The organism is Streptomyces sp. NPDC088197, assembly GCF_044741185.1.
Lineage (GTDB): Bacteria > Actinomycetota > Actinomycetes > Streptomycetales > Streptomycetaceae > Actinacidiphila.
Genome location: NZ_JBIUSD010000007.1, coordinates 219,054 through 237,215 on the forward strand (window position 1 = coordinate 219,054; position 18,162 = coordinate 237,215).

At 69.3% G+C, this 18,162-nt stretch carries 23 protein-coding genes; 21 read left to right on the forward strand and 2 right to left on the reverse strand.

Annotation, left to right across the window (positions count from 1 at the left end):
- The first annotated feature begins 27 nt into the window (after nt 1-27).
- From rpsH to truA, 17 genes are all read left to right on the forward strand, one after another.
- Nucleotides 28-426 (forward strand): 30S ribosomal protein S8, encoded by a 399-nt coding sequence (gene rpsH, locus ACIOC1_RS19275; RefSeq protein ID WP_355340206.1) that lies wholly within the window; start codon nt 28-30, stop codon nt 424-426.
- A 21-nt stretch (nt 427-447) separates the two neighbouring features.
- Nucleotides 448-987, forward strand: a complete 540-nt coding sequence (rplF, locus tag ACIOC1_RS19280; protein ID WP_188284654.1) for a 50S ribosomal protein L6 — start codon at nt 448-450, stop codon at nt 985-987.
- Between the two features lie 2 nt (nt 988-989).
- Nucleotides 990-1,373 (forward strand): 50S ribosomal protein L18, encoded by a 384-nt coding sequence (gene rplR, locus ACIOC1_RS19285; protein WP_188284655.1) that lies wholly within the window; start codon nt 990-992, stop codon nt 1,371-1,373.
- A gap of 42 nt (nt 1,374-1,415) precedes the next feature.
- On the forward strand, nt 1,416-2,021 hold the full coding sequence (rpsE, locus tag ACIOC1_RS19290; protein ID WP_093713222.1) for a 30S ribosomal protein S5: 606 nt from the start codon (nt 1,416-1,418) through the stop codon (nt 2,019-2,021).
- Nucleotides 2,021-2,203: a 50S ribosomal protein L30 gene (rpmD, locus tag ACIOC1_RS19295; RefSeq protein ID WP_030890715.1), complete on the forward strand. Its 183-nt coding sequence runs from the start codon at nt 2,021-2,023 to the stop codon at nt 2,201-2,203. The genes rpsE and rpmD overlap by 1 nt, the downstream gene beginning before the upstream one ends.
- 2 nt (nt 2,204-2,205) lie before the next feature.
- Nucleotides 2,206-2,661, forward strand: coding sequence for a 50S ribosomal protein L15 (gene rplO / locus ACIOC1_RS19300; protein ID WP_355340200.1), 456 nt, complete (start codon nt 2,206-2,208; stop codon nt 2,659-2,661).
- A 257-nt stretch (nt 2,662-2,918) separates the two neighbouring features.
- The gene (gene secY, locus ACIOC1_RS19305) at nt 2,919-4,235 is read left to right on the forward strand and encodes a preprotein translocase subunit SecY (RefSeq protein WP_093713225.1); all 1,317 of its coding nucleotides are present in this window, start codon (nt 2,919-2,921) and stop codon (nt 4,233-4,235) included.
- The gene (locus tag ACIOC1_RS19310) at nt 4,235-4,894 is read left to right on the forward strand and encodes an adenylate kinase (RefSeq protein ID WP_355340197.1); all 660 of its coding nucleotides are present in this window, start codon (nt 4,235-4,237) and stop codon (nt 4,892-4,894) included. The genes secY and ACIOC1_RS19310 overlap by 1 nt, the downstream gene beginning before the upstream one ends.
- Before the next feature lie 132 nt (nt 4,895-5,026).
- Nucleotides 5,027-5,863 (forward strand): type I methionyl aminopeptidase, encoded by an 837-nt coding sequence (gene map / locus ACIOC1_RS19315; RefSeq protein WP_355340194.1) that lies wholly within the window; start codon nt 5,027-5,029, stop codon nt 5,861-5,863.
- A 162-nt stretch (nt 5,864-6,025) separates the two neighbouring features.
- Entirely contained in the window at nt 6,026-6,247 is a 222-nt protein-coding gene (infA, locus tag ACIOC1_RS19320; protein WP_003956442.1) for a translation initiation factor IF-1, read from the forward strand.
- A gap of 37 nt (nt 6,248-6,284) precedes the next feature.
- On the forward strand, nt 6,285-6,398 hold the full coding sequence (gene rpmJ / locus ACIOC1_RS19325; protein WP_003956441.1) for a 50S ribosomal protein L36: 114 nt from the start codon (nt 6,285-6,287) through the stop codon (nt 6,396-6,398).
- A 198-nt stretch (nt 6,399-6,596) separates the two neighbouring features.
- On the forward strand, nt 6,597-6,977 hold the full coding sequence (gene rpsM, locus ACIOC1_RS19330; RefSeq protein ID WP_188284659.1) for a 30S ribosomal protein S13: 381 nt from the start codon (nt 6,597-6,599) through the stop codon (nt 6,975-6,977).
- A 68-nt stretch (nt 6,978-7,045) separates the two neighbouring features.
- Complete coding sequence (rpsK, locus tag ACIOC1_RS19335; protein ID WP_006376016.1) at nt 7,046-7,450, forward strand: 30S ribosomal protein S11; 405 nt, start codon at nt 7,046-7,048, stop codon at nt 7,448-7,450.
- A gap of 26 nt (nt 7,451-7,476) precedes the next feature.
- Entirely contained in the window at nt 7,477-8,103 is a 627-nt protein-coding gene (rpsD, locus tag ACIOC1_RS19340) for a 30S ribosomal protein S4 (RefSeq protein ID WP_355340190.1), read from the forward strand.
- 127 nt (nt 8,104-8,230) lie between these two features.
- Complete coding sequence (locus tag ACIOC1_RS19345) at nt 8,231-9,253, forward strand: DNA-directed RNA polymerase subunit alpha (RefSeq protein WP_033177813.1); 1,023 nt, start codon at nt 8,231-8,233, stop codon at nt 9,251-9,253.
- A 176-nt stretch (nt 9,254-9,429) separates the two neighbouring features.
- Nucleotides 9,430-9,981 (forward strand): 50S ribosomal protein L17, encoded by a 552-nt coding sequence (rplQ, locus tag ACIOC1_RS19350; RefSeq protein WP_355340186.1) that lies wholly within the window; start codon nt 9,430-9,432, stop codon nt 9,979-9,981.
- A 147-nt stretch (nt 9,982-10,128) separates the two neighbouring features.
- Nucleotides 10,129-11,001: a tRNA pseudouridine(38-40) synthase TruA gene (truA, locus tag ACIOC1_RS19355; protein ID WP_355340183.1), complete on the forward strand. Its 873-nt coding sequence runs from the start codon at nt 10,129-10,131 to the stop codon at nt 10,999-11,001.
- Here truA and ACIOC1_RS19360 read toward each other — a convergent pair.
- On the reverse strand, nt 10,991-12,451 hold the full coding sequence (locus tag ACIOC1_RS19360; RefSeq protein WP_401855541.1) for a hypothetical protein: 1,461 nt from the start codon (nt 12,449-12,451) through the stop codon (nt 10,991-10,993). The genes truA and ACIOC1_RS19360 overlap by 11 nt on opposite strands.
- Nucleotides 12,452-12,599: 148 nt before the next feature.
- On the opposite strand from ACIOC1_RS19360, the gene ACIOC1_RS19365 reads away from it, so the two are divergent.
- From ACIOC1_RS19365 to glmM, 4 genes are all read left to right on the forward strand, one after another.
- Nucleotides 12,600-14,222, forward strand: a complete 1,623-nt coding sequence (locus tag ACIOC1_RS19365) for an ABC-F family ATP-binding cassette domain-containing protein (RefSeq protein WP_401855544.1) — start codon at nt 12,600-12,602, stop codon at nt 14,220-14,222.
- A gap of 309 nt (nt 14,223-14,531) precedes the next feature.
- Nucleotides 14,532-14,975, forward strand: coding sequence for a 50S ribosomal protein L13 (gene rplM / locus ACIOC1_RS19370; RefSeq protein WP_355340175.1), 444 nt, complete (start codon nt 14,532-14,534; stop codon nt 14,973-14,975).
- Nucleotides 14,976-15,014: 39 nt separating this feature from the next.
- Nucleotides 15,015-15,530 (forward strand): 30S ribosomal protein S9, encoded by a 516-nt coding sequence (gene rpsI, locus ACIOC1_RS19375; protein WP_188283331.1) that lies wholly within the window; start codon nt 15,015-15,017, stop codon nt 15,528-15,530.
- 250 nt (nt 15,531-15,780) lie between these two features.
- Nucleotides 15,781-17,139, forward strand: a complete 1,359-nt coding sequence (gene glmM / locus ACIOC1_RS19380) for a phosphoglucosamine mutase (protein ID WP_355340172.1) — start codon at nt 15,781-15,783, stop codon at nt 17,137-17,139.
- 31 nt (nt 17,140-17,170) lie between these two features.
- Here the strand turns inward: glmM and ACIOC1_RS19385 are convergent, their stop codons facing one another.
- On the reverse strand, nt 17,171-18,103 hold the full coding sequence (locus tag ACIOC1_RS19385) for a DUF389 domain-containing protein (protein ID WP_401309237.1): 933 nt from the start codon (nt 18,101-18,103) through the stop codon (nt 17,171-17,173).
- Nucleotides 18,104-18,162 lie beyond the last annotated feature (59 nt).

The window sequence follows — 18,162 nt, forward strand, 5'->3', positions numbered from 1 at the left end:
CCGGCGAGAGAGGCCCAGGGCCAACTCATGACCATGACCGACCCCATCGCGGACATGCTGACCCGTCTGCGTAACGCCAACTCGGCGTACCACGACGACGTCGAGATGCCGTTCAGCAAGATCAAGTCGCACATCGCGGAGATCCTCCAGCAGGAGGGTTACATCACCGGCTGGAAGGTCGAGGACGCCGAGGTCGGCAAGAACCTCATCCTCGAGCTGAAGTTCGGTCCGGAGCGGCAGCGCTCCATCGCCGGGATCAAGCGGATCAGCAAGCCTGGTCTGCGGGTCTACGCGAAGTCCACCAACCTGCCGAAGGTGCTCGGCGGCCTGGGCGTGGCGATCATCTCCACGTCCCACGGGCTGCTCACCGGCCAGCAGGCGCAGAAGAAGGGCGTGGGTGGGGAAGTCCTCGCCTACGTCTGGTAACCGGGAAAGCGAGGTATAGCAATGTCGCGCATCGGCAAGCTGCCCATCTCGGTTCCCGCCGGAGTGGACGTCACCATCGACGGCCGCACGGTCGCTGTGAAGGGCCCCAAGGGTTCCCTTTCGCACACCGTTGCCGCGCCGATCGAGATCGCCAAGGGCGAGGACGGCACTCTGCTGGTCACCCGCCCCAACGACGAGCGTGTCTCGAAGGCCCTGCACGGCCTGTCCCGCACGCTGGTGGCGAACATGATCACCGGCGTGACCGCGGGCTACAGCAAGCAGCTCGAAATCAGCGGTGTCGGCTACCGCGTCCAGGCGAAGGGCTCCAACCTGGAGTTCGCCCTGGGCTACAGCCACCCGATTCTCGTCGAGGCCCCCGAGGGGATCTCCTTCAAGGTCGAGAACCCGACGAAGTTCTCCGTCGAGGGCATCGACAAGCAGAAGGTCGGCGAGGTGGCCGCCAACATCCGCAAGCTGCGGAAGCCCGACCCGTACAAGGCCAAGGGCGTCAAGTACGCCGGCGAGGTCATCCGCCGCAAGGTCGGAAAGGCTGGTAAGTAGCCATGGCATACGGTGTGAAGATCGCCAAGGGCAAGGCGTACAAGGGTGCGGCACTCAAGCGTCGCCACATCCGCGTCCGCAAGCGGGTCTCGGGCACGGAGGCGCGTCCGCGTCTGGTCGTGACCCGTTCCAACCGTGGCATCGTGGCGCAGGTCATCGACGATCTCGCGGGCCACACGCTCGCGTCCGCGTCGACCCTCGACGCGTCCATCCGCGGCGGCGAAGGCGACAAGAGCGCCAAGGCCAAGCAGGTCGGCCAGCTCGTGGCCGAGCGTGCGAAGGCCAAGGGCGTCGAGGCTGTCGTGTTCGACCGTGGCGGCAACCAGTACGCGGGGCGCATCGCCGCCCTGGCGGACGCCGCCCGCGAAGCCGGACTGAAGTTCTGATCCGGTTCCGTAGCTAGCGGAAAACGAAGAGAGGTAATTCCAATGGCTGGACCCCAGCGCCGCGGAAGCGGTGCCGGTGGCGGCGAGCGACGGGACCGTAAGGACCGGCGGGACGGCGGCCAGCAGGCCGAGAAGACCGCCTATGTCGAGCGTGTCGTCGCGATCAATCGCGTCGCCAAGGTTGTGAAGGGTGGTCGTCGCTTCAGCTTCACCGCGCTGGTCGTGGTGGGCGACGGTGACGGCACCGTGGGTGTCGGTTACGGCAAGGCCAAGGAGGTGCCGGCCGCCATCGCCAAGGGTGTGGAGGAGGCCAAGAAGCACTTCTTCAAGGTCCCCCGTATCCAGGGCACCATCCCGCACCCGATCCAGGGCGAGAAGGCCGCGGGCGTCGTCCTGCTCAAGCCCGCTTCCCCCGGTACCGGTGTGATCGCCGGTGGCCCGGTGCGCGCCGTTCTGGAGTGCGCCGGTATCCACGACGTGCTGTCCAAGAGCCTCGGCTCGGACAACGCGATCAACATCGTGCACGCCACGGTGGCCGCGCTCCAGGGGCTTCAGCGCCCCGAGGAGATCGCCGCCCGCCGCGGTCTGCCGATCGAGGACGTCGCGCCCGCCGCCCTGCTGCGTGCGCGTGCCGGGGTGGGTGCGTAATGGCTCGCCTCAAGGTCACCCAGACCAAGTCCTACATCGGCAGCAAGCAGAACCACCGTGACACCCTGCGGTCGCTCGGCCTGAAGCGGCTGAACGACGTGGTGGTCAAGGAGGACCGGCCGGAGATCCGCGGCATGGTCCAGACCGTCCGCCACCTCGTCACGGTCGAGGAGGTCGACTGATCATGGGTAACGAAAGCCCGATCAAGATCCACAACCTCCGTCCGGCCCCCGGCGCCAAGACCGCCAAGACCCGTGTGGGTCGTGGCGAGGCGTCCAAGGGCAAGACGGCCGGTCGTGGCACCAAGGGCACCAAGGCCCGCTACCAGGTTCCGGAGCGCTTCGAGGGCGGGCAGATGCCCCTCCACATGCGTCTCCCGAAGCTCAAGGGCTTCAAGAACCCGTTCCGCACCGAGTACCAGGTCGTCAACCTGGACAAGCTCGCGACCCTCTACCCCGAGGGTGGCGAGGTCACGGTGGCCGATCTGGTCGCCAAGGGCGCGGTACGCAAGAACCAGCTCGTCAAGGTGCTCGGCACCGGCGAGGTGACCGTGGCGCTCCAGGTGACCGTGGACGCGGTTTCCGGGTCCGCCCAGCAGAAGATCACCGCCGCCGGCGGTACCGTGACCGAACTCATCTGAGTCAGATGTCACACGACGACCGGGGATGCCCAGCACCTAGGGGCATCCCCGGTCGTTGTTTCCTTGTATTTCCTTGGCCGATTGGTCATTCCTAGGGAGCCCGCCTCGCGGGTAGGGTGACGTCGGTTGTTACTGTTCGCAGAGCCTGTGTGCTTTCGCGGGTGGTACAGCCGTATGGCCAGCGCCGTATCTGCCCGTATCAGTCAGTACCTCATCAGACCGTCCTTCCGCCGTGCGCGGGGGGTGCAGGAGGCACCGTGCTCACCGCGTTCGCACGGGCGTTCAGGACGCCCGACCTGCGGAAGAAGCTGCTGTTCACGTTGGGCATCGTGGTGATCTATCGCCTCGGTGCGCATGTTCCGGTGCCGGGGATCGACTACTCGGTGGTCAACCAGTGCATTAAGGACACGAAGAGCAGCAACAGCCTCTTCGGCCTGGTGAACATGTTCAGCGGCGGCGCTCTTCTCCAGCTCACGATCTTCGCGCTCGGGATCATGCCGTACATCACGGCGAGCATCATCCTGCAGCTCCTCACGGTGGTGATCCCACGCCTGGAGGCCCTCAAGAAGGAGGGCCAGGCGGGCACCACCAAGATCACGCAGTACACCCGGTACCTGACCGTCGCGCTCGCGGTCCTCCAGGGCACCGGCCTCGTCGCCACCGCCCGCTCCGGCAGCCTGTTCTCCAGTTGCCAGAACAAGTTCGACATCGTGCCGAACCAGTCGATCTTCACCACCGTGACCATGGTGACCACCATGACCGCGGGCACCGTGATGATCATGTGGCTCGGCGAGCTGATCACCGACAAGGGCATCGGCAACGGCATGTCGATCCTGATGTTCGTGGCCATCGCCGCCGGATTCCCCGGCTCGCTGTGGGCGATCAAGGTCTCCGGCAAGATCGCCGGCGGCTGGGTGGAGTTCCTCGCGGTGATCGCCGTCGGTCTCGCGATGGTCGGCCTGGTGGTCTTCGTCGAACAGGCCCAGCGCCGAATTCCGGTGCAGTACGCGAAGCGCATGATCGGCCGCCGCTCGTACGGCGGCACCTCCACGTACATCCCCCTGAAGGTCAATCAGGCGGGTGTGATCCCGGTCATCTTCGCGTCGTCGCTGCTCTACATCCCGGCGCTGATCGTGCAGTTCTCCGGGTCGACCGCGGGCTGGGCGCAGTGGATCAGCCGCAACATGACCAAGGGCGACCACCCGATCTACATGGCCGCCTACTTCCTGCTGATCGTGTTCTTCGCCTTCTTCTACGTCGCTATCTCGTTTAACCCCGAGGAAGTGGCGGATAATATGAAGAAGTACGGTGGCTTCATCCCCGGCATCCGGGCCGGCCGCCCCACCGCGGAGTACCTGAGTTACGTGCTGAATCGCATCACGTGGCCGGGATCGCTGTATCTGGGTCTCATCGCTCTCGTGCCAACGGTCGCCATCGCGGTCTTCAACGGGAGCAACGGCAGCTTCCCGCTGGGCGGCACCAGCATCCTGATCATCGTGGGTGTCGGTCTGGAGACGGTGAAGCAGATCGAGAGCCAGCTCCAGCAGCGTAACTACGAAGGGTTCCTCCGCTGATGCGAATCGTCCTGGTCGGTCCCCCCGGCGCGGGCAAGGGGACGCAGGCCGCGTTCCTCGCCAAGAACCTGTCGATCCCGCACATCTCCACGGGAGACCTGTTCCGCGCCAACATCAGTCAAGGGACCGACCTGGGCAAGCAGGCGAAGGCGTTCATGGACGCCGGTGACCTGGTACCTGACGAGATCACCATCGGCATGGCGGAGGACCGCCTGGAGCAGGCGGACGCGGCGGAGGGCTTCCTGCTCGACGGCTTTCCGCGCAACGAGTTCCAGGCCCGCGCGCTGGACGCGTACATGGCCGGGCACGGGATCGCGCTCGACGGTGTGCTCGACCTGGAGGTCCCCGAGGACGAGGTCGTCAAGCGGATCGCCGGCCGCCGGGTGTGCCGCAACAACAGCGCGCACGTCTTCCATGTCGAGTACAGCAAACCCGCCACCGAGGGCGTCTGCGACGTCTGCGGGGGCGAGCTGTACCAGCGCAGCGACGACGCGGAGGACAAGGTCCGCAACCGGATCGAGGTCTACCACCGCGAGACCGAGCCGATCATCGACTACTACAAGCAGCAGGACCTTGTGGTGACGATCTCGGCGCTCGGCCCGGTGGCCGAGGTCACGCAGCGCGCGATGGACGCGCTGCGCGCGGGCGAGCGGCGGTAGCCGCCGCAGAGCACGGCATCGGCCGTGGTGCCCTGACGGGCGCCACGGCCGTATCGTTGAGTGGGCACATGCCGTCCTCGAGGGGCGGGCGGTGCCCGAGCACTGACGTACACGAGGAAGGCGCCAGCCGTCATGGTGGAGATCAAGACCCCCGAGCAGATCGCCAAGATGCGCGAGGCCGGGTTGGTCGTGGCGGCGATCCACCGGGCGACGCGCGCCGCGGCGGTGCCCGGCGCCACCACCAAGGACCTGGACGAGGTCGCCGCGAAGGTGATCGCCGACCACGGCGCCAAGCCGAACTTCCTGGGGTACGGCGGCTTCCCCGGCAACATCTGCACGTCGGTCAACGACGTGGTGGTGCACGGCATCCCGGACCGCGAGACGGTGCTCAAGGACGGCGACATGATCGCCATCGACGCCGGTGCCATCGTGGACGGCTGGCACGGCGACGCGGCCTTCACGTGCTTCGTGGGCAGCGGGCACGCGCCGGAGCTGATCGAGCTGAGCCGGGTCACCGAGGAGTCCATGTGGGCGGGCATCGCCGCCTTCCGCAAGGGCAACCGGTTGGAGGACATCTCCAAGGCGATCGAGGGCTACATCCGCCGCCAGCCGCGGCCCGCCTCCGGCAAGTACGGCATCGTCGAGGACTACGGGGGCCACGGCATCGGCACCCAGATGCACATGGACCCGCACCTGCTGAACTACGTCACCAAGAAGCGCGGGCGCGGCATCAAGCTGATCCCCGGCGTCTGCCTCGCCATCGAGCCGATGGTCACCCTCGGCACCCCCCGCACTCACGTCCTCGCCGACGAGTGGACGGTCAAGTCCGACGACGGCTCCTGGTCCTCCCACTGGGAGCACTCCATCGCCCTCACCGAGGACGGCCCCCTCGTCCTGACCGCCGAGGACTGCGGCAAGGCCAAACTGGCCGAGTACGGCATCACGACCGCTCCGGACCCGCTGGCGTGATGATCCACCGGTCTGACGTTCCCCTGCTTAAGGATCTTCGGGGCAGGGCATACATCCCTGATTCGTCTTTCCGGGTGGCGTGACGTAGACTGACACGTCGGCTCTCGCGTGTCTTTTGGCATGTCTGGGGCCGACCAAGGTAGCCGATCCCGAAAGCAGGACATGGCCAAAAAGCAAGGCGCCATCGAAATCGAGGGCACCGTGATCGAGTCTCTGCCGAACGCGATGTTCAAGGTGGAGCTGCAGAACGGTCACAAGGTCCTCGCGCACATCAGCGGCAAGATGCGGATGCACTACATCCGCATCCTCCCGGATGACCGGGTCGTTGTGGAGCTCTCTCCGTACGACCTGACGCGCGGACGGATCGTCTACCGATACAAGTAGCAACGAGTAGATCTCAAGACCCGGAGAACCTCACCTCATGAAGGTCAAGCCGAGCGTCAAGAAGATCTGCGACAAGTGCAAGGTGATCCGCCGTCACGGCCGGGTCATGGTCATCTGCGACAACCTGCGCCACAAGCAGCGCCAGGGCTGACGCACGCCGACCTACCTGCATCCGCAGAACTTCGCGCGACGCACACACGTACATACGCAGTGCCCATCTCCTGCCACAAGGGGATGACACCTCCGGCGGAGGCCGGGGACCTGGTCGTACCACCGCTCAGCACACGAGCGGTCGGCGGTCAGGAGCCGGTACTGCGGAAGACCTCCGAAACCATCAGGAGCCAAGAAAATGGCACGCCTTTCAGGCGTTGACCTCCCGCGTGAGAAGCGCGTGGAGATCGCCCTCACCTACGTCTTCGGCATCGGGCGCTCCCGCTCCCAGCAGGTGCTGAAGGAGACCGGTGTGAACCCCGACATCCGCGTCCGCGACCTGGCCGAGGAAGACCTCGTCAAGCTGCGCGAGTACGTCGATGCCAACTTCAAGACCGAGGGTGACCTCCGTCGCGAGGTGCAGGCCGACATCCGCCGCAAGGTGGAAATCGGCTGCTACCAGGGTCTGCGCCACCGTCGTGGCCTGCCGGTCCACGGTCAGCGCACTCACACCAACGCCCGTACCCGCAAGGGTCCGCGTCGCGCCATCGCCGGTAAGAAGAAGCCGGGCAAGAAGTAGTCCTCAGCGGACGCTCATCAGCGGTCTTCGCTGTAGGACCGACCACCTCCACCGGGAGAAGTTGACACATGCCTCCTAAGGGCCGTCAGGGCGCAGCCAAGAAGGTGCGCCGCAAGGAAAAGAAGAACGTCGCTCATGGGCACGCCCACATCAAGAGCACGTTCAACAACACGATCGTCTCGATCACCGACCCCGCGGGCAACGTGATCTCCTGGGCCTCCGCCGGCCACGTCGGCTTCAAGGGCTCGCGCAAGTCCACCCCCTTCGCCGCGCAGATGGCCGCCGAGTCGGCCGCCCGCCGGGCGCAGGAGCACGGCATGCGCAAGGTCGACGTCTTCGTGAAGGGTCCCGGCTCCGGCCGCGAGACCGCGATCCGCTCCCTCCAGGCCACGGGCCTCGAGGTCGGTTCGATCCAGGACGTCACCCCGACCCCGCACAACGGCTGCCGCCCGCCCAAGCGCCGCCGCGTCTGACAAGCTGATACAGGAGACACGAGACAATGGCGCGTTACACCGGGGCCGACTGCAAGCGTTGCCGTCGGGAGAAGCAGAAGCTCTTCCTCAAGGGGAGCAAGTGCGAGAGCGCGAAGTGCCCGATCGAGATCCGTCCTTACCCCCCGGGTGAGCACGGACGCGGGCGCACCAAGGACAGCGAGTACCTTCTCCAGCTTCGTGAGAAGCAGAAGTGCGCGCGCATCTACGGTGTCCTCGAGAAGCAGTTCGTGAACTACTACAAGGAAGCGAACCAGAAGTCCGGCAAGACCGGTGAGAACCTTCTGCGCATCCTTGAGACCCGCCTCGACAACGTGGTGTACCGGGCCGGCTTCGCCAAGTCCCGCGACCACGCGCGGCAGCTCGTCCGTCACGGACACATCACCGTCAACGGCCGCAAGACCGACATCCCGTCGGCCCGTGTGTCCGTGAGCGACATCGTCGAGGTCCGCGAGTCGTCCCGCAACCTGACCCCGTTCGCGGTGGCCCAGGGCGAGGCCGGCGACAAGACCGTGCCCGCGTGGCTCGAAGCCAACGCCGGCAAGCTGCGGATCCTCGTGCACAGCCTGCCCGAGCGCCAGGTGATCGACACCCAGGTGCAGGAGCAGCTCATCGTCGAGCTGTACTCGAAGTAAGCAATTACTTCGGCGTACGGACCGAGGCGATGCCGGGCGGTACGACGGGCAACCGTCGTACCGCCCGTATCCTCGTAGTACAGGGGGCGTCAAATAGCGGGCGCCCACGAATGAAGGACCGACACTCATGCTGATCGCTCAGCGTCCCTCGTTGACCGAAGAGGTCGTCGACGAATTCCGCTCCCGGTTCGTGATCGAGCCGCTGGAGCCGGGCTTCGGCTACACCCTCGGCAACTCGCTCCGCCGTACGCTCCTCTCCTCGATCCCCGGTGCCGCTGTCACCAGCATCCGGGTCGACGGTGTCCTGCACGAGTTCACCACCGTGCCGGGCGTCAAGGAGGACGTGACCGACGTCATCCTCAACATCAAGCAGCTCGTCGTCTCCTCGGAGCACGACGAGCCGGTCGTGATGTACCTGCGCAAGCAGGGCCCGGGTGTCGTCACCGCCGCCGACATCGCGCCCCCGGCCGGTGTCGAGGTGCACAACCCCGACCTGGTCCTGGCGACGCTGAACGCCAAGGGCAAGCTGGAGATGGAGCTGACCGTCGAGCGCGGTCGCGGCTACGTTTCCGCGGTGCAGAACAAGCAGCAGGGCCAGGAGATCGGCCGCATCCCGGTCGACTCCATCTACAGCCCGGTGCTCAAGGTCACCTACAAGGTCGAGGCGACCCGTGTCGAGCAGCGCACCGACTTCGACAAGCTGATCGTCGACGTCGAGACCAAGCAGGCCATGCGCCCCCGTGACGCCATGGCGTCCGCGGGCAAGACCCTGGTCGAGCTGTTCGGCCTGGCCCGCGAGCTGAACGTCGACGCCGAGGGCATCGACATGGGCCCGTCCCCCACGGACGCCGCCCTGGCCGCTGACCTGGCGCTGCCGATCGAGGAGCTGGAACTCACCGTCCGCTCCTACAACTGCCTCAAGCGCGAGGGCATCCACTCCGTGGGTGAGCTCGTGGCACGCTCCGAGGCCGACCTGCTCGACATCCGCAACTTCGGCGCGAAGTCGATCGACGAGGTCAAGGCGAAGCTGGCCGGCATGGGCCTGGCCCTCAAGGACAGCCCGCCCGGATTCGACCCCACCGCCGCCGCCGACGCCTTCGGCGCCGACGACGACGTGGACGCCGGTTTCGTGGAGACCGAGCAGTACTGATCGCCTCCGGCGCGGCCGGGACCCCTGGTCCCGGCCGTCGCCGGGCGCCTTCCCGGTTCGCACCGAACGGGGAGGGCACCGGGGCCCCGCCCCGGACCCCCATCGAGCTGGCAGCCGCCAGTTCGCACTGACATCGGTACCTCGTACGGCCGGTGCAGCGGAGAAGGAGAAAGACCATGCCTCAGCCCGCGAAGGGTGCCCGCCTCGGCGGCGGCGCCGCGCACGAGAAGCTGCTGCTCGCGAACCTCGCGAAGTCGCTGTTCGAGCACGGCAGGATCAAGACCACCGAGGCCAAGGCGCGCCGTCTGCGTCCGGTCGCGGAGCGGCTGATCACGAAGGCGAAGAAGGGCGACATGCACAACCGTCGCCAGGTGCTGCAGACGATCACGGACAAGAGCGTCGTCCACACGCTCTTCACCGAGATCGCGCCGCGGTACGAGAACCGCCCGGGTGGCTACACCCGGATCACCAAGGTCGGTAACCGCCGCGGCGACAACGCGCCGATGGCCGTCATCGAGCTGGTCGAGGCGCTGACCGTGGCGCAGGCCGCCACGGGCGAGGCCGAGGCCGCCACCAAGCGTTCCGCCAAGGACCGCGCCGGTGACGAGGCTCTGGCCGACCTCAAGAAGGACTCCGAGCCGGCGGACGCCACGCCCGAGACCGCGGACGACGCGGTCGAGGACGCCGCTCCGGCCGACGAGGAGCCCAAGGAGTCCAAGGACGCCTGAGCGTTCTGAGACCCCGGGAGCGACCCCGCGGGCCCGTACCCCTCTGCCGGAGGGGTACGGGCCCGTTCCGCTGGTCCCCGCGATCCCCGGCCCCCGAAGTCCCCAGGGTCCCCAGAGTCCCCTGATCCCGCTGAGAGGAATGCGCGCGTGAGCGACGAGGTGGCGCCCGGCGCCGTACGGGTGCGGCTGGATCTGGCCTACGACGGTACGGACTTCTCCGGGTGGGCCAAGCAGCGCACCCGGCGGACCGTGCAGGGGGAGTTGGAGGCGGCGATCCCGACGGTGCTACGGATGGCGGAGCCGGTGGAGCTGACCGTCGCGGGGCGCACCGACGCCGGGGTGCACGCGCGCGGGCAGGTGGCGCATGTGGACCTGCCCGCGGACGTGTGGGCGGCCGAGGGCGGCAATCTGCGCCGGCGGCTGGCCGGACGGCTGCCGTGGGACGTACGCGTCTGGGACGTCTCGGCGGCCCCCGCCGGGTTCAACGCGCGGTTCTCGGCGGTTTGGCGGCGGTACGCCTACCGCGTCGGCGACCACCCCGGCGGTGTGGACCCGCTGCTGCGCGGCCACGTGCTGTGGCACGACCGTCCGGTGGACGTCGACCGGATGAACGCGGCGGCCGAACTCCTGCTCGGCGAGCACGACTTCGCCGCGTACTGCAAGAAGCGCGAGGGCGCCACGACCATCCGCACCCTGCTCGACCTGCGCTGGGAGCGTACGGCCGACGGTCTCGCGGTCGCCACGGTCCGCGCCGACGCCTTCTGCCACAACATGGTGCGCGCGCTGATCGGCGCGATGATCCTGGTCGGCGACGGCCACCGCCCGGTCGGCTTCCCCGGCGAGGTCCTGGCCGGGCGCGAGCGCCACTCCGCCGTCAAGGTCCTGCGCCCGCACGGCCTCACCCTGGAAGAGGTCGGCTACCCGGCGGACGACCAGCTGGCCGCCCGCTCGGTGGAGGCCCGCAACAGACGGACCCTGCCGTGCGCCCCCGCCGCGCCCGCTGCCGCCGTTACGGGGTAGCGGCGCTCGCGGCGTCGCGGCCGCGCTGGATGACGCGCTGGAAGGCGAAGTCGGAGGCGTCGTTGGCGGCCTGCCTGGCGGTGGTGTCGGCCTTGGTGAGGGTCTTGCCGGTCTTGAAGCCGGAGATGGTGAAGTAGGCGTAGCGGCCGACGGCGTTGGACGTCATCTGGCAGGCGACGGCGTGGCAGAAGTCCTTGATGCCGCCGCCGTTGAGCGGGCCGAGGTAGTGGGCGGTCTTCTGCACCTTCGCCGCGTGGGCGGTGTCGTCGAAGACGGCGACGCCGACGGTGACGGCCACGCCGCCGCGTACGTAGGTGGCGCGGATCAGCTTGCGGCAGCCGTTGGCGGTGAGGGCGGCGGCCAGCTCGCTGCGGGCGCCGTCGGCGCACTTGGCGGTGGTGGCAGCGGCGGTCTGGGAGTAGACGTTGCCGCCGATCCGGAACTGCTTGCCGGGGAAGAGGCCGCCCACGGTGATCGGGGCGGTGTCCTTGGCGGCGGTGGAGATGAAGTCCAGCGGGTTGGGCGGCGGCGGGGGAGCGACCGAGGAGAACGAGGGCGCGGGCGGCAGCGGCGACTGCGACGTGGCGCCGCTGGTGGCCGAGGACGGGCCGGCCACCGGCTCGTCGTCCGAGCCGCCCGACATGACGACGGCGGTGGCGACGCCGCCCGCTATCACCGCGACGGCGACGATCCCGCCGCCGAGCATCATCAGCTTGCGCCGCTTGGCGCCGCTGGCGGCCTGCTGCTCGGCGAGCGCGCCCCAGTCGGGTGTCCCGCCCGAGGGCGGGCCGCCCGGCCCTGAGGCGGGCGTGTGCGCCCCTTGTCGACGCTGTCCCGCGCCGCGCTGCTGGCGCGGGAAGGGCTGACGGTGGGTGCCCATGCCGGGCGCGCCCTGCGGGGCGCCCTGGGGGCTCTGCGACGGGCTTCGGGGTGCGCCCTGGGCGGCCGGCCGCGGGCCTGTCGGGCCGGTGGGCCGCGCGGGGGCGGGGCCGGGCGGCGGCGCGGGAGCCGCGGGGGTCTCGGCGGCACCCGGCGCCGCGGCGGCGGGCGGCAGCGAGGCGTGCGGCCGGGCCGCGCCCTGGCCGGGGACGCCGGGCCGTACCTGGTACGCGCCCGGCTGCTCGGCCTGCGGCGACCACGCGGGACCGGACGAGGGTGCCTGCGGCTGCGACTGTCCCGGCTCGTGGCGGAACCCGCGCCGCGGGTCGTCCGCGTAGCCCCCCGGCGGCCCGGCCGGCTGGTCGGCGGCCGGGCCCGACGGCGGCTGCGGGCCCTGCGGCGCCTGCGCGTCGTACGGCGACGGCTGCTGCGGGGGTGCCTGGGCGGCGGCGTGGCGCGGCTGGGGCCGAGAGGGGATGACGCGTCCCTCAAGGACCTCGCGCTCGCCCTCGGGGGCGCTCGTGGGGGGTTCCTGCGGAGGCTGCGGCTGCTGTCCGGGCCCATCAGTCATGCCGCGCATCATATTGCCGGTCAGGCCGCGCACATATTCCGGTGAACACACCGGTGAACACACCGGAGAACGCACCGGTGAACGCGCCGGTGGAGACCTCACGAAAACGAGTTGGGGCGGATCGCGCCCCACAGGGAGAATCCAGGACATGGGACATGTGGAAGCAGCGCACTTGGAGTACTACCTGCCGGATGGGCGGGCGCTGCTCGGCGACGTCTCGTTCCGGGTGGGCGACGGCGCCGTGGTCGCGCTGGTCGGCGCCAACGGCGCGGGCAAGACCACGCTGCTGCGGCTGATCTCCGGCGAGATCAAGCCGCACGGCGGCACGGTCACGGTCAGCGGCGGCCTCGGGGTGATGCGGCAGTTCGTCGGCAGCGTCCGCGACGACCGCACCGTACGTGACCTGCTGGTGTCCGTCGCGCACCCGCGGATCCGGACCGCCGCCAAGGCGGTCGACGCGGCCGAGCTGGCGATCATGGCGCAGGACGACGAACCGGCGCAGATGGCGTACGCGCACGCCCTGGCCGAATGGGCCGAGGCGCGCGGCTACGAGGCCGAGACCCTGTGGGACATGTGCACGATGGCCGCGCTCGGCGTGCCGTACGAGCGGGCGCAGTGGCGCGAGGTGAAGACGCTTTCGGGCGGTGAGCAGAAACGGCTGGTTCTGGAGGCCCTGCTGCGCGGTCCCGACGAGACGCTGCTGCTCGACGAGCCGGACAACTACCTGGACGTGCCGGGCAAGCGCTGGCTGGAGGAGCAGCTCGCCCTCACCAAGAAGACCGTGCTGTTCGTCAGCCACGACCGGGAACTGCTGGCCCGCAGCGCGCAGAAGATCGTCGCCGTCGAGACCGGCCCGGCCGGGTCCACGGTGTGGGTGCACGGCGGCGGTTTCGACACCTTCCACGAGGCCCGCAAGGAGCGCTTCGCGCGCTTCGAGGAGCTGCGGCGGCGCTGGGAGGAGGAGCACGCCAAGCTCAAGGCGATGGTGCTGCGGCTACGCCAGCAGGCGGCGAACAGCCCCGACATGGCGTCCCGCTACCACGCGGCGCAGACCCGGCTGAAGCGGTTCGAGGACGGGGGCGCCCCGCAGGAGCCGCCGCGCGAGCAGGACATCCGGATGCGGCTGCGCGGCGGACGTACCGGCGTACGGGCGGTCACCTGCGAGAAGCTGGAGCTGACCGGTCTGATGAAGCCGTTCGACCTGGAGGTCTACTACGGCGAGCGGGTCGCGGTGCTCGGCTCCAACGGCTCGGGGAAGTCGCACTTCCTGCGGCTGCTCGCCGGGGACGGGAGCGTCGCGCACACCGGGACGTTCAAGCTCGGCGCGCGGGTGGTGCCCGGCCACTTCGCGCAGACCCACGCGCACCCGGAACTGCTCGGCCGCACCCTGGTCGACATCCTGTGGGGCGACCACGCGCACGACCGGGGCCGCGCCATGGGCGTCCTGCGGCGGTACGAGCTGGAGCGGCAGGGCGACCAGCCCTTCGACAAGCTCTCCGGCGGGCAGCAGGCCCGCTTCCAGATCCTGCTCATGGAGCTGGCCGGGACCACCGCGCTGCTGCTGGACGAGCCCACGGACAACCTCGACCTGGAGAGCGCCGAGGCCCTTCAGGAGGGCCTGGAGTCGTACGACGGCACGGTGCTCGCGGTGACGCACGACCGGTGGTTCGCGCGCAGTTTCGACCGCTATCTGGTCTTCGGGTCCGACGGTCTGGTCAGGGAGTCCACCGAGCCGGTCTGGGACGAGCGGCGGGTCGAGCGCAAGCGGTAGGGCCCGGCGGACGCCCGGTCCCCACGGGTCCCGAACGGCCCCTCCCGGCCCGGGAATCCGACGCGTTTTGACCCGTACGGGGGCGCGCGGGTATTCTTCGATGTCGTTATGCGTATTGGCTTGCTCTATCTCACGTGAGGGGCCCTTACGCCGGTCCACCGGGCCGATGACCAGCGGCAGGCAGACGGGTTGCGTCCCCGAATGCCGCCAGGGCTGGCCTGATCGTCCGGGTGGCCTTGTACAAGGACCCGTTTCCCCGGCCCCTCACGGGCTCGTGGAGACACCATCACTGAAGAAGCGAAGGCGACCGTGCGTACGTTCAGCCCCAAGCCCGGCGATGTCACCCGCCAGTGGCACGTAATCGACGCGCAGGACGTTGTCCTGGGCCGTCTGGCCACCCAGGCCGCGACCCTCCTGCGGGGCAAGCACAAGCCCATCTACGCCCCGCACGTCGACACCGGTGACTTCGTCATCATCATCAACGCCGACAAGGTGCACCTGTCGGGCAACAAGAAGACCCAGAAGATGGCGTACCGCCACTCCGGGTACCCGGGCGGCCTGCGCTCCGTGCGCTACGACGAGCTGCTCGACAAGAACCCGGAGAAGGCCGTGGAGAAGGCCATCAAGGGCATGCTCCCGAAGAACACCCTGGGCCGTCAGATGCTCTCGAAGCTGAAGGTCTACTCGGGCGACCAGCACCCGCACGCTGCCCAGCAGCCGGTGCCGTTCGAGATCACCCAGGTCGCGCAGTAGTACCGGCCACCAGCTACCAGAAAGAATCTGAGGAGAATCGTGGCTGAGACCACTGCCGAGACCGTCGTCGAGGGTGAAGAGACCTTCGAGGAGATCACGACCTTCGAGTCCGAGACCCCCGAGTCGGAGTACACCTCCGAGTCGCTCGCCTCGCGCTTCGGCGACCCGCAGCCGGCCGCCGGCACCGGCCGCCGCAAGCAGTCCATCGCCCGTGTCCGGATCGTTCCGGGCAGCGGCAAGTGGAAGATCAACGGCCGCACCCTTGAGGGCTACTTCCCCAACAAGGTGCACCAGCAGGAAGTCAACGAGCCCTTCAAGGTGCTCGAGCTGGACAACCGGTACGACGTCGTGGCCCGCATCAGCGGCGGCGGCATCTCCGGCCAGGCCGGTGCCCTGCGCCTGGGCGTCGCCCGCGCGCTCAACGAGGCGGACGTGGACAACAACCGCGGCCCGCTGAAGAAGGCCGGCTTCCTGACCCGTGACGACCGCGCGGTCGAGCGGAAGAAGGCCGGTCTGAAGAAGGCCCGCAAGGCCCCGCAGTTCAGCAAGCGCTAAGTCGCCTCCGGCGCGGGAACCAAACCCGCGCCGGGCGCATCGAACGCCTCGGAGACACTTTGTGCCTCCGAGGCGTTCGCATTCCTGGGAATCGGCACATTTGTCTGTTGATATGGCTCTGAGCCCTGGATGGTGGAGCCATGTCCCCGCACCGGGGGCGCGGACCGCGGGGCACGGGAGGCCCGGCGGCACAGGGATCGTCGCGTCCCGGGACGGCCGCACGACCGCACGGATCATCGGAGGAAACACTGTGGGACGACTCTTCGGCACCGACGGCGTGCGGGGCATGGCCAACGCCGACCTCACCGCCGAGCTTGCTCTCGGCCTGTCGGTCGCGGCGGCACACGTGCTCGGCGAAGCGGGCAGCTTCGCGGGCCACCGGCCGGTGGCGGTCGTGGGGCGCGACCCGCGCGCCTCGGGCGAATTCCTGGAGGCGGCCGTCGTGGCGGGCCTCGCGAGCGCGGGCGTGGACGTCCTGCGGGTCGGTGTGCTGCCCACCCCGGCGGTGGCGTATCTCACCGGCGCGCTGGGCGCCGACCTCGGCGTGATGCTCTCCGCGAGCCACAACGCGATGCCGGACAACGGCGTGAAGTTCCTGGCGCGCGGCGGCCACAAGCTCGACGACGAGCTGGAGGAGCGGATCGAGGCGATCTACGAGGAGCACCGCACCGGCGCCCCCTGGAACCGCCCGACCGGCGGCGGCGTCGGCCGGGTCCGCGACTACGACGAGGGCTTCGACCAGTACGTGGCCCACCTCATCGCGGTGCTGCCCAACCGCCTCGACGGCCTGAAGGTCGTCCTGGACGAGGCGCACGGCGCGGCCTCCCGCGTCTCGCCCGAGGCGTTCTCGCGCGCCGGTGCCGAGATCATCACCATCGGCGCCCAGCCCGACGGGCTCAACATCAACGACGGCTGCGGCTCCACCCACCTGGAACTGCTGAAGGCCGCCGTGGTCGAGCACGGCGCCGACTTCGGCATCGCGCACGACGGCGACGCCGACCGCTGCCTGGCCGTCGACGCCACCGGTGAGGAGGTCGACGGCGACCAGATCCTCGCGATCCTCGCCCTGTCGCTGCGCGAGCGCGGCGCCCTGCGCGAGAACACCGTCGTCGGCACCGTGATGTCCAACCTCGGCTTCAAGCTGGCGATGGAACGCGAAGGCATCGAGATGGTGCAGACCGCCGTCGGCGACCGCTACGTCCTGGAAGCGATGAAGGAGCACGGGTACGCGCTCGGCGGCGAGCAGTCCGGGCACGTCATCGTGCTCGACCACGCCACCACCGGCGACGGCACCCTGACCGGTCTGCTGCTGGCCGCCCGCGTCGCCGCCACCAAGCGCACCCTGGCCGACCTGGCCGGGGTCATGGTGCGGCTGCCGCAGGTGCTGGTCAATGTGCCGGACGTCGACAAGAGCCGCGTCGACTCCACGCCCGAGCTGCTGACCGCCGTCGCCGAGGCCGAGACCGAGCTGGGCACCACCGGCCGGGTCCTGCTGCGGCCCTCCGGCACCGAGCCGCTGGTGCGCGTGATGGTCGAGGCCGCCGACATCGACCACGCCCAGTCCGTCGCCGGGCGGCTGGCCGACGTCGTCAAGTCCACCCTGGGCTGAGCCGCCCCGCGCGGGGGCCGACCGTACGTCGTCAGGCGGCGGGTACGTGCCGCTTCGCCCAGAGCCACTTCTGGGCGAGCAGCGTCAACGTGCCCGCCACCGCGATGCCCGCCAGGTTGATCACGAGCTGCAAGGTGGAGCCCCACGCCTCGCCCCAGGCCCCGTAGCTGATCCCCAGGGCGGCGTTCGCGGCGGCCGGCACCGTCGTCACCGAGATCGCCACGCCCACCAGCGCGCCCGACTTGGACGAGGTCAGGGAGAGGATTCCGGCGATCCCGGCGAGGAACGCGACGACGAACGAATCCCACGTCGGCTGCCAGATGAACTCCGTCGCCGGGTGCGGCGCGTCGAACCGCGCCTGCGTGAACAGCCCGAACAGGCTCATCAGATCGCTGAACCCGCCGGTGATCAGCATCGCCACCGGGAAGCCGATCAGCAGCGCCGCCACCGACCGCCCCACCAGGCGGCGCTGACGCCGCACCACCCCCGTACAGATCCCGGCCAGCGGCCCGAACTCCGGCCCGACCACCATCGCGCCGACGATCAGGATCGAGCTGTCCAGCATCACGCCGTACGCGGCCAGCATCGTCGCCACCGTCAGGAACGCGATGTACGTGACCGTCAGCGTCGACTCCTCGTGCGTCTCCTCGACCAGCGACTCCCACAGCACCGCGTCCGCGCCCTCGCCCGGCGCGTCCTCCTCGGCCTTCTCCGCGCTCGTCGACAGCGTCAGGTCGATGTTCTCGACCGCGATCGAACCGGTCTCCGCCACGCCCAGCTCACGCAGCCCGGCCAGCAGGCCGTCGGCCGCCTCCCGCGCCACGTCGCAGGTCAGCACGTCGCCGAGCGGGTCGTACGCGGCGCCGCGCATCACCGTCAGATGGGTGGCGCCGAGGGTCGCGCCGACCAGTCGCGCGACCTCCTCGGTGCGGTCGGCGGGCACGATCATCCGCAGGTGCAGCACGGCGGGGCTCCCGTTTCCTCGACATCTGGCGGCCCGCGTCGGGCGAGCCGCGTCATGTG

Bases quoted from the DNA above. Each gene is read 5' to 3' on its own strand.
- rplO (WP_355340200.1), top strand. From the start codon at position 2,206: ATGGGTAACGAAAGCCCGATCAAGATCCACAACCTCCGTCCGGCCCCC.
- rpmD (WP_030890715.1), top strand. From the start codon at position 2,021: ATGGCTCGCCTCAAGGTCACCCAGACCAAGTCCTACATCGGCAGCAAG.
- rplF (WP_188284654.1), top strand. From the start codon at position 448: ATGTCGCGCATCGGCAAGCTGCCCATCTCGGTTCCCGCCGGAGTGGAC.
- rplR (WP_188284655.1), top strand. From the start codon at position 990: ATGGCATACGGTGTGAAGATCGCCAAGGGCAAGGCGTACAAGGGTGCG.
- rpsM (WP_188284659.1), top strand. From the start codon at position 6,597: ATGGCACGCCTTTCAGGCGTTGACCTCCCGCGTGAGAAGCGCGTGGAG.
- ACIOC1_RS19310 (WP_355340197.1), top strand. From the start codon at position 4,235: ATGCGAATCGTCCTGGTCGGTCCCCCCGGCGCGGGCAAGGGGACGCAG.
- rplQ (WP_355340186.1), top strand. From the start codon at position 9,430: ATGCCTCAGCCCGCGAAGGGTGCCCGCCTCGGCGGCGGCGCCGCGCAC.
- rpsK (WP_006376016.1), top strand. From the start codon at position 7,046: ATGCCTCCTAAGGGCCGTCAGGGCGCAGCCAAGAAGGTGCGCCGCAAG.
- rpmJ (WP_003956441.1), top strand. From the start codon at position 6,285: ATGAAGGTCAAGCCGAGCGTCAAGAAGATCTGCGACAAGTGCAAGGTG.
- ACIOC1_RS19360 (WP_401855541.1), bottom strand. From the start codon at position 12,451: ATGACTGATGGGCCCGGACAGCAGCCGCAGCCTCCGCAGGAACCCCCC.
- ACIOC1_RS19365 (WP_401855544.1), top strand. From the start codon at position 12,600: ATGGGACATGTGGAAGCAGCGCACTTGGAGTACTACCTGCCGGATGGG.
- ACIOC1_RS19345 (WP_033177813.1), top strand. From the start codon at position 8,231: ATGCTGATCGCTCAGCGTCCCTCGTTGACCGAAGAGGTCGTCGACGAA.
- map (WP_355340194.1), top strand. From the start codon at position 5,027: ATGGTGGAGATCAAGACCCCCGAGCAGATCGCCAAGATGCGCGAGGCC.
- infA (WP_003956442.1), top strand. From the start codon at position 6,026: ATGGCCAAAAAGCAAGGCGCCATCGAAATCGAGGGCACCGTGATCGAG.
- rpsD (WP_355340190.1), top strand. From the start codon at position 7,477: ATGGCGCGTTACACCGGGGCCGACTGCAAGCGTTGCCGTCGGGAGAAG.
- rpsE (WP_093713222.1), top strand. From the start codon at position 1,416: ATGGCTGGACCCCAGCGCCGCGGAAGCGGTGCCGGTGGCGGCGAGCGA.
- rpsH (WP_355340206.1), top strand. From the start codon at position 28: ATGACCATGACCGACCCCATCGCGGACATGCTGACCCGTCTGCGTAAC.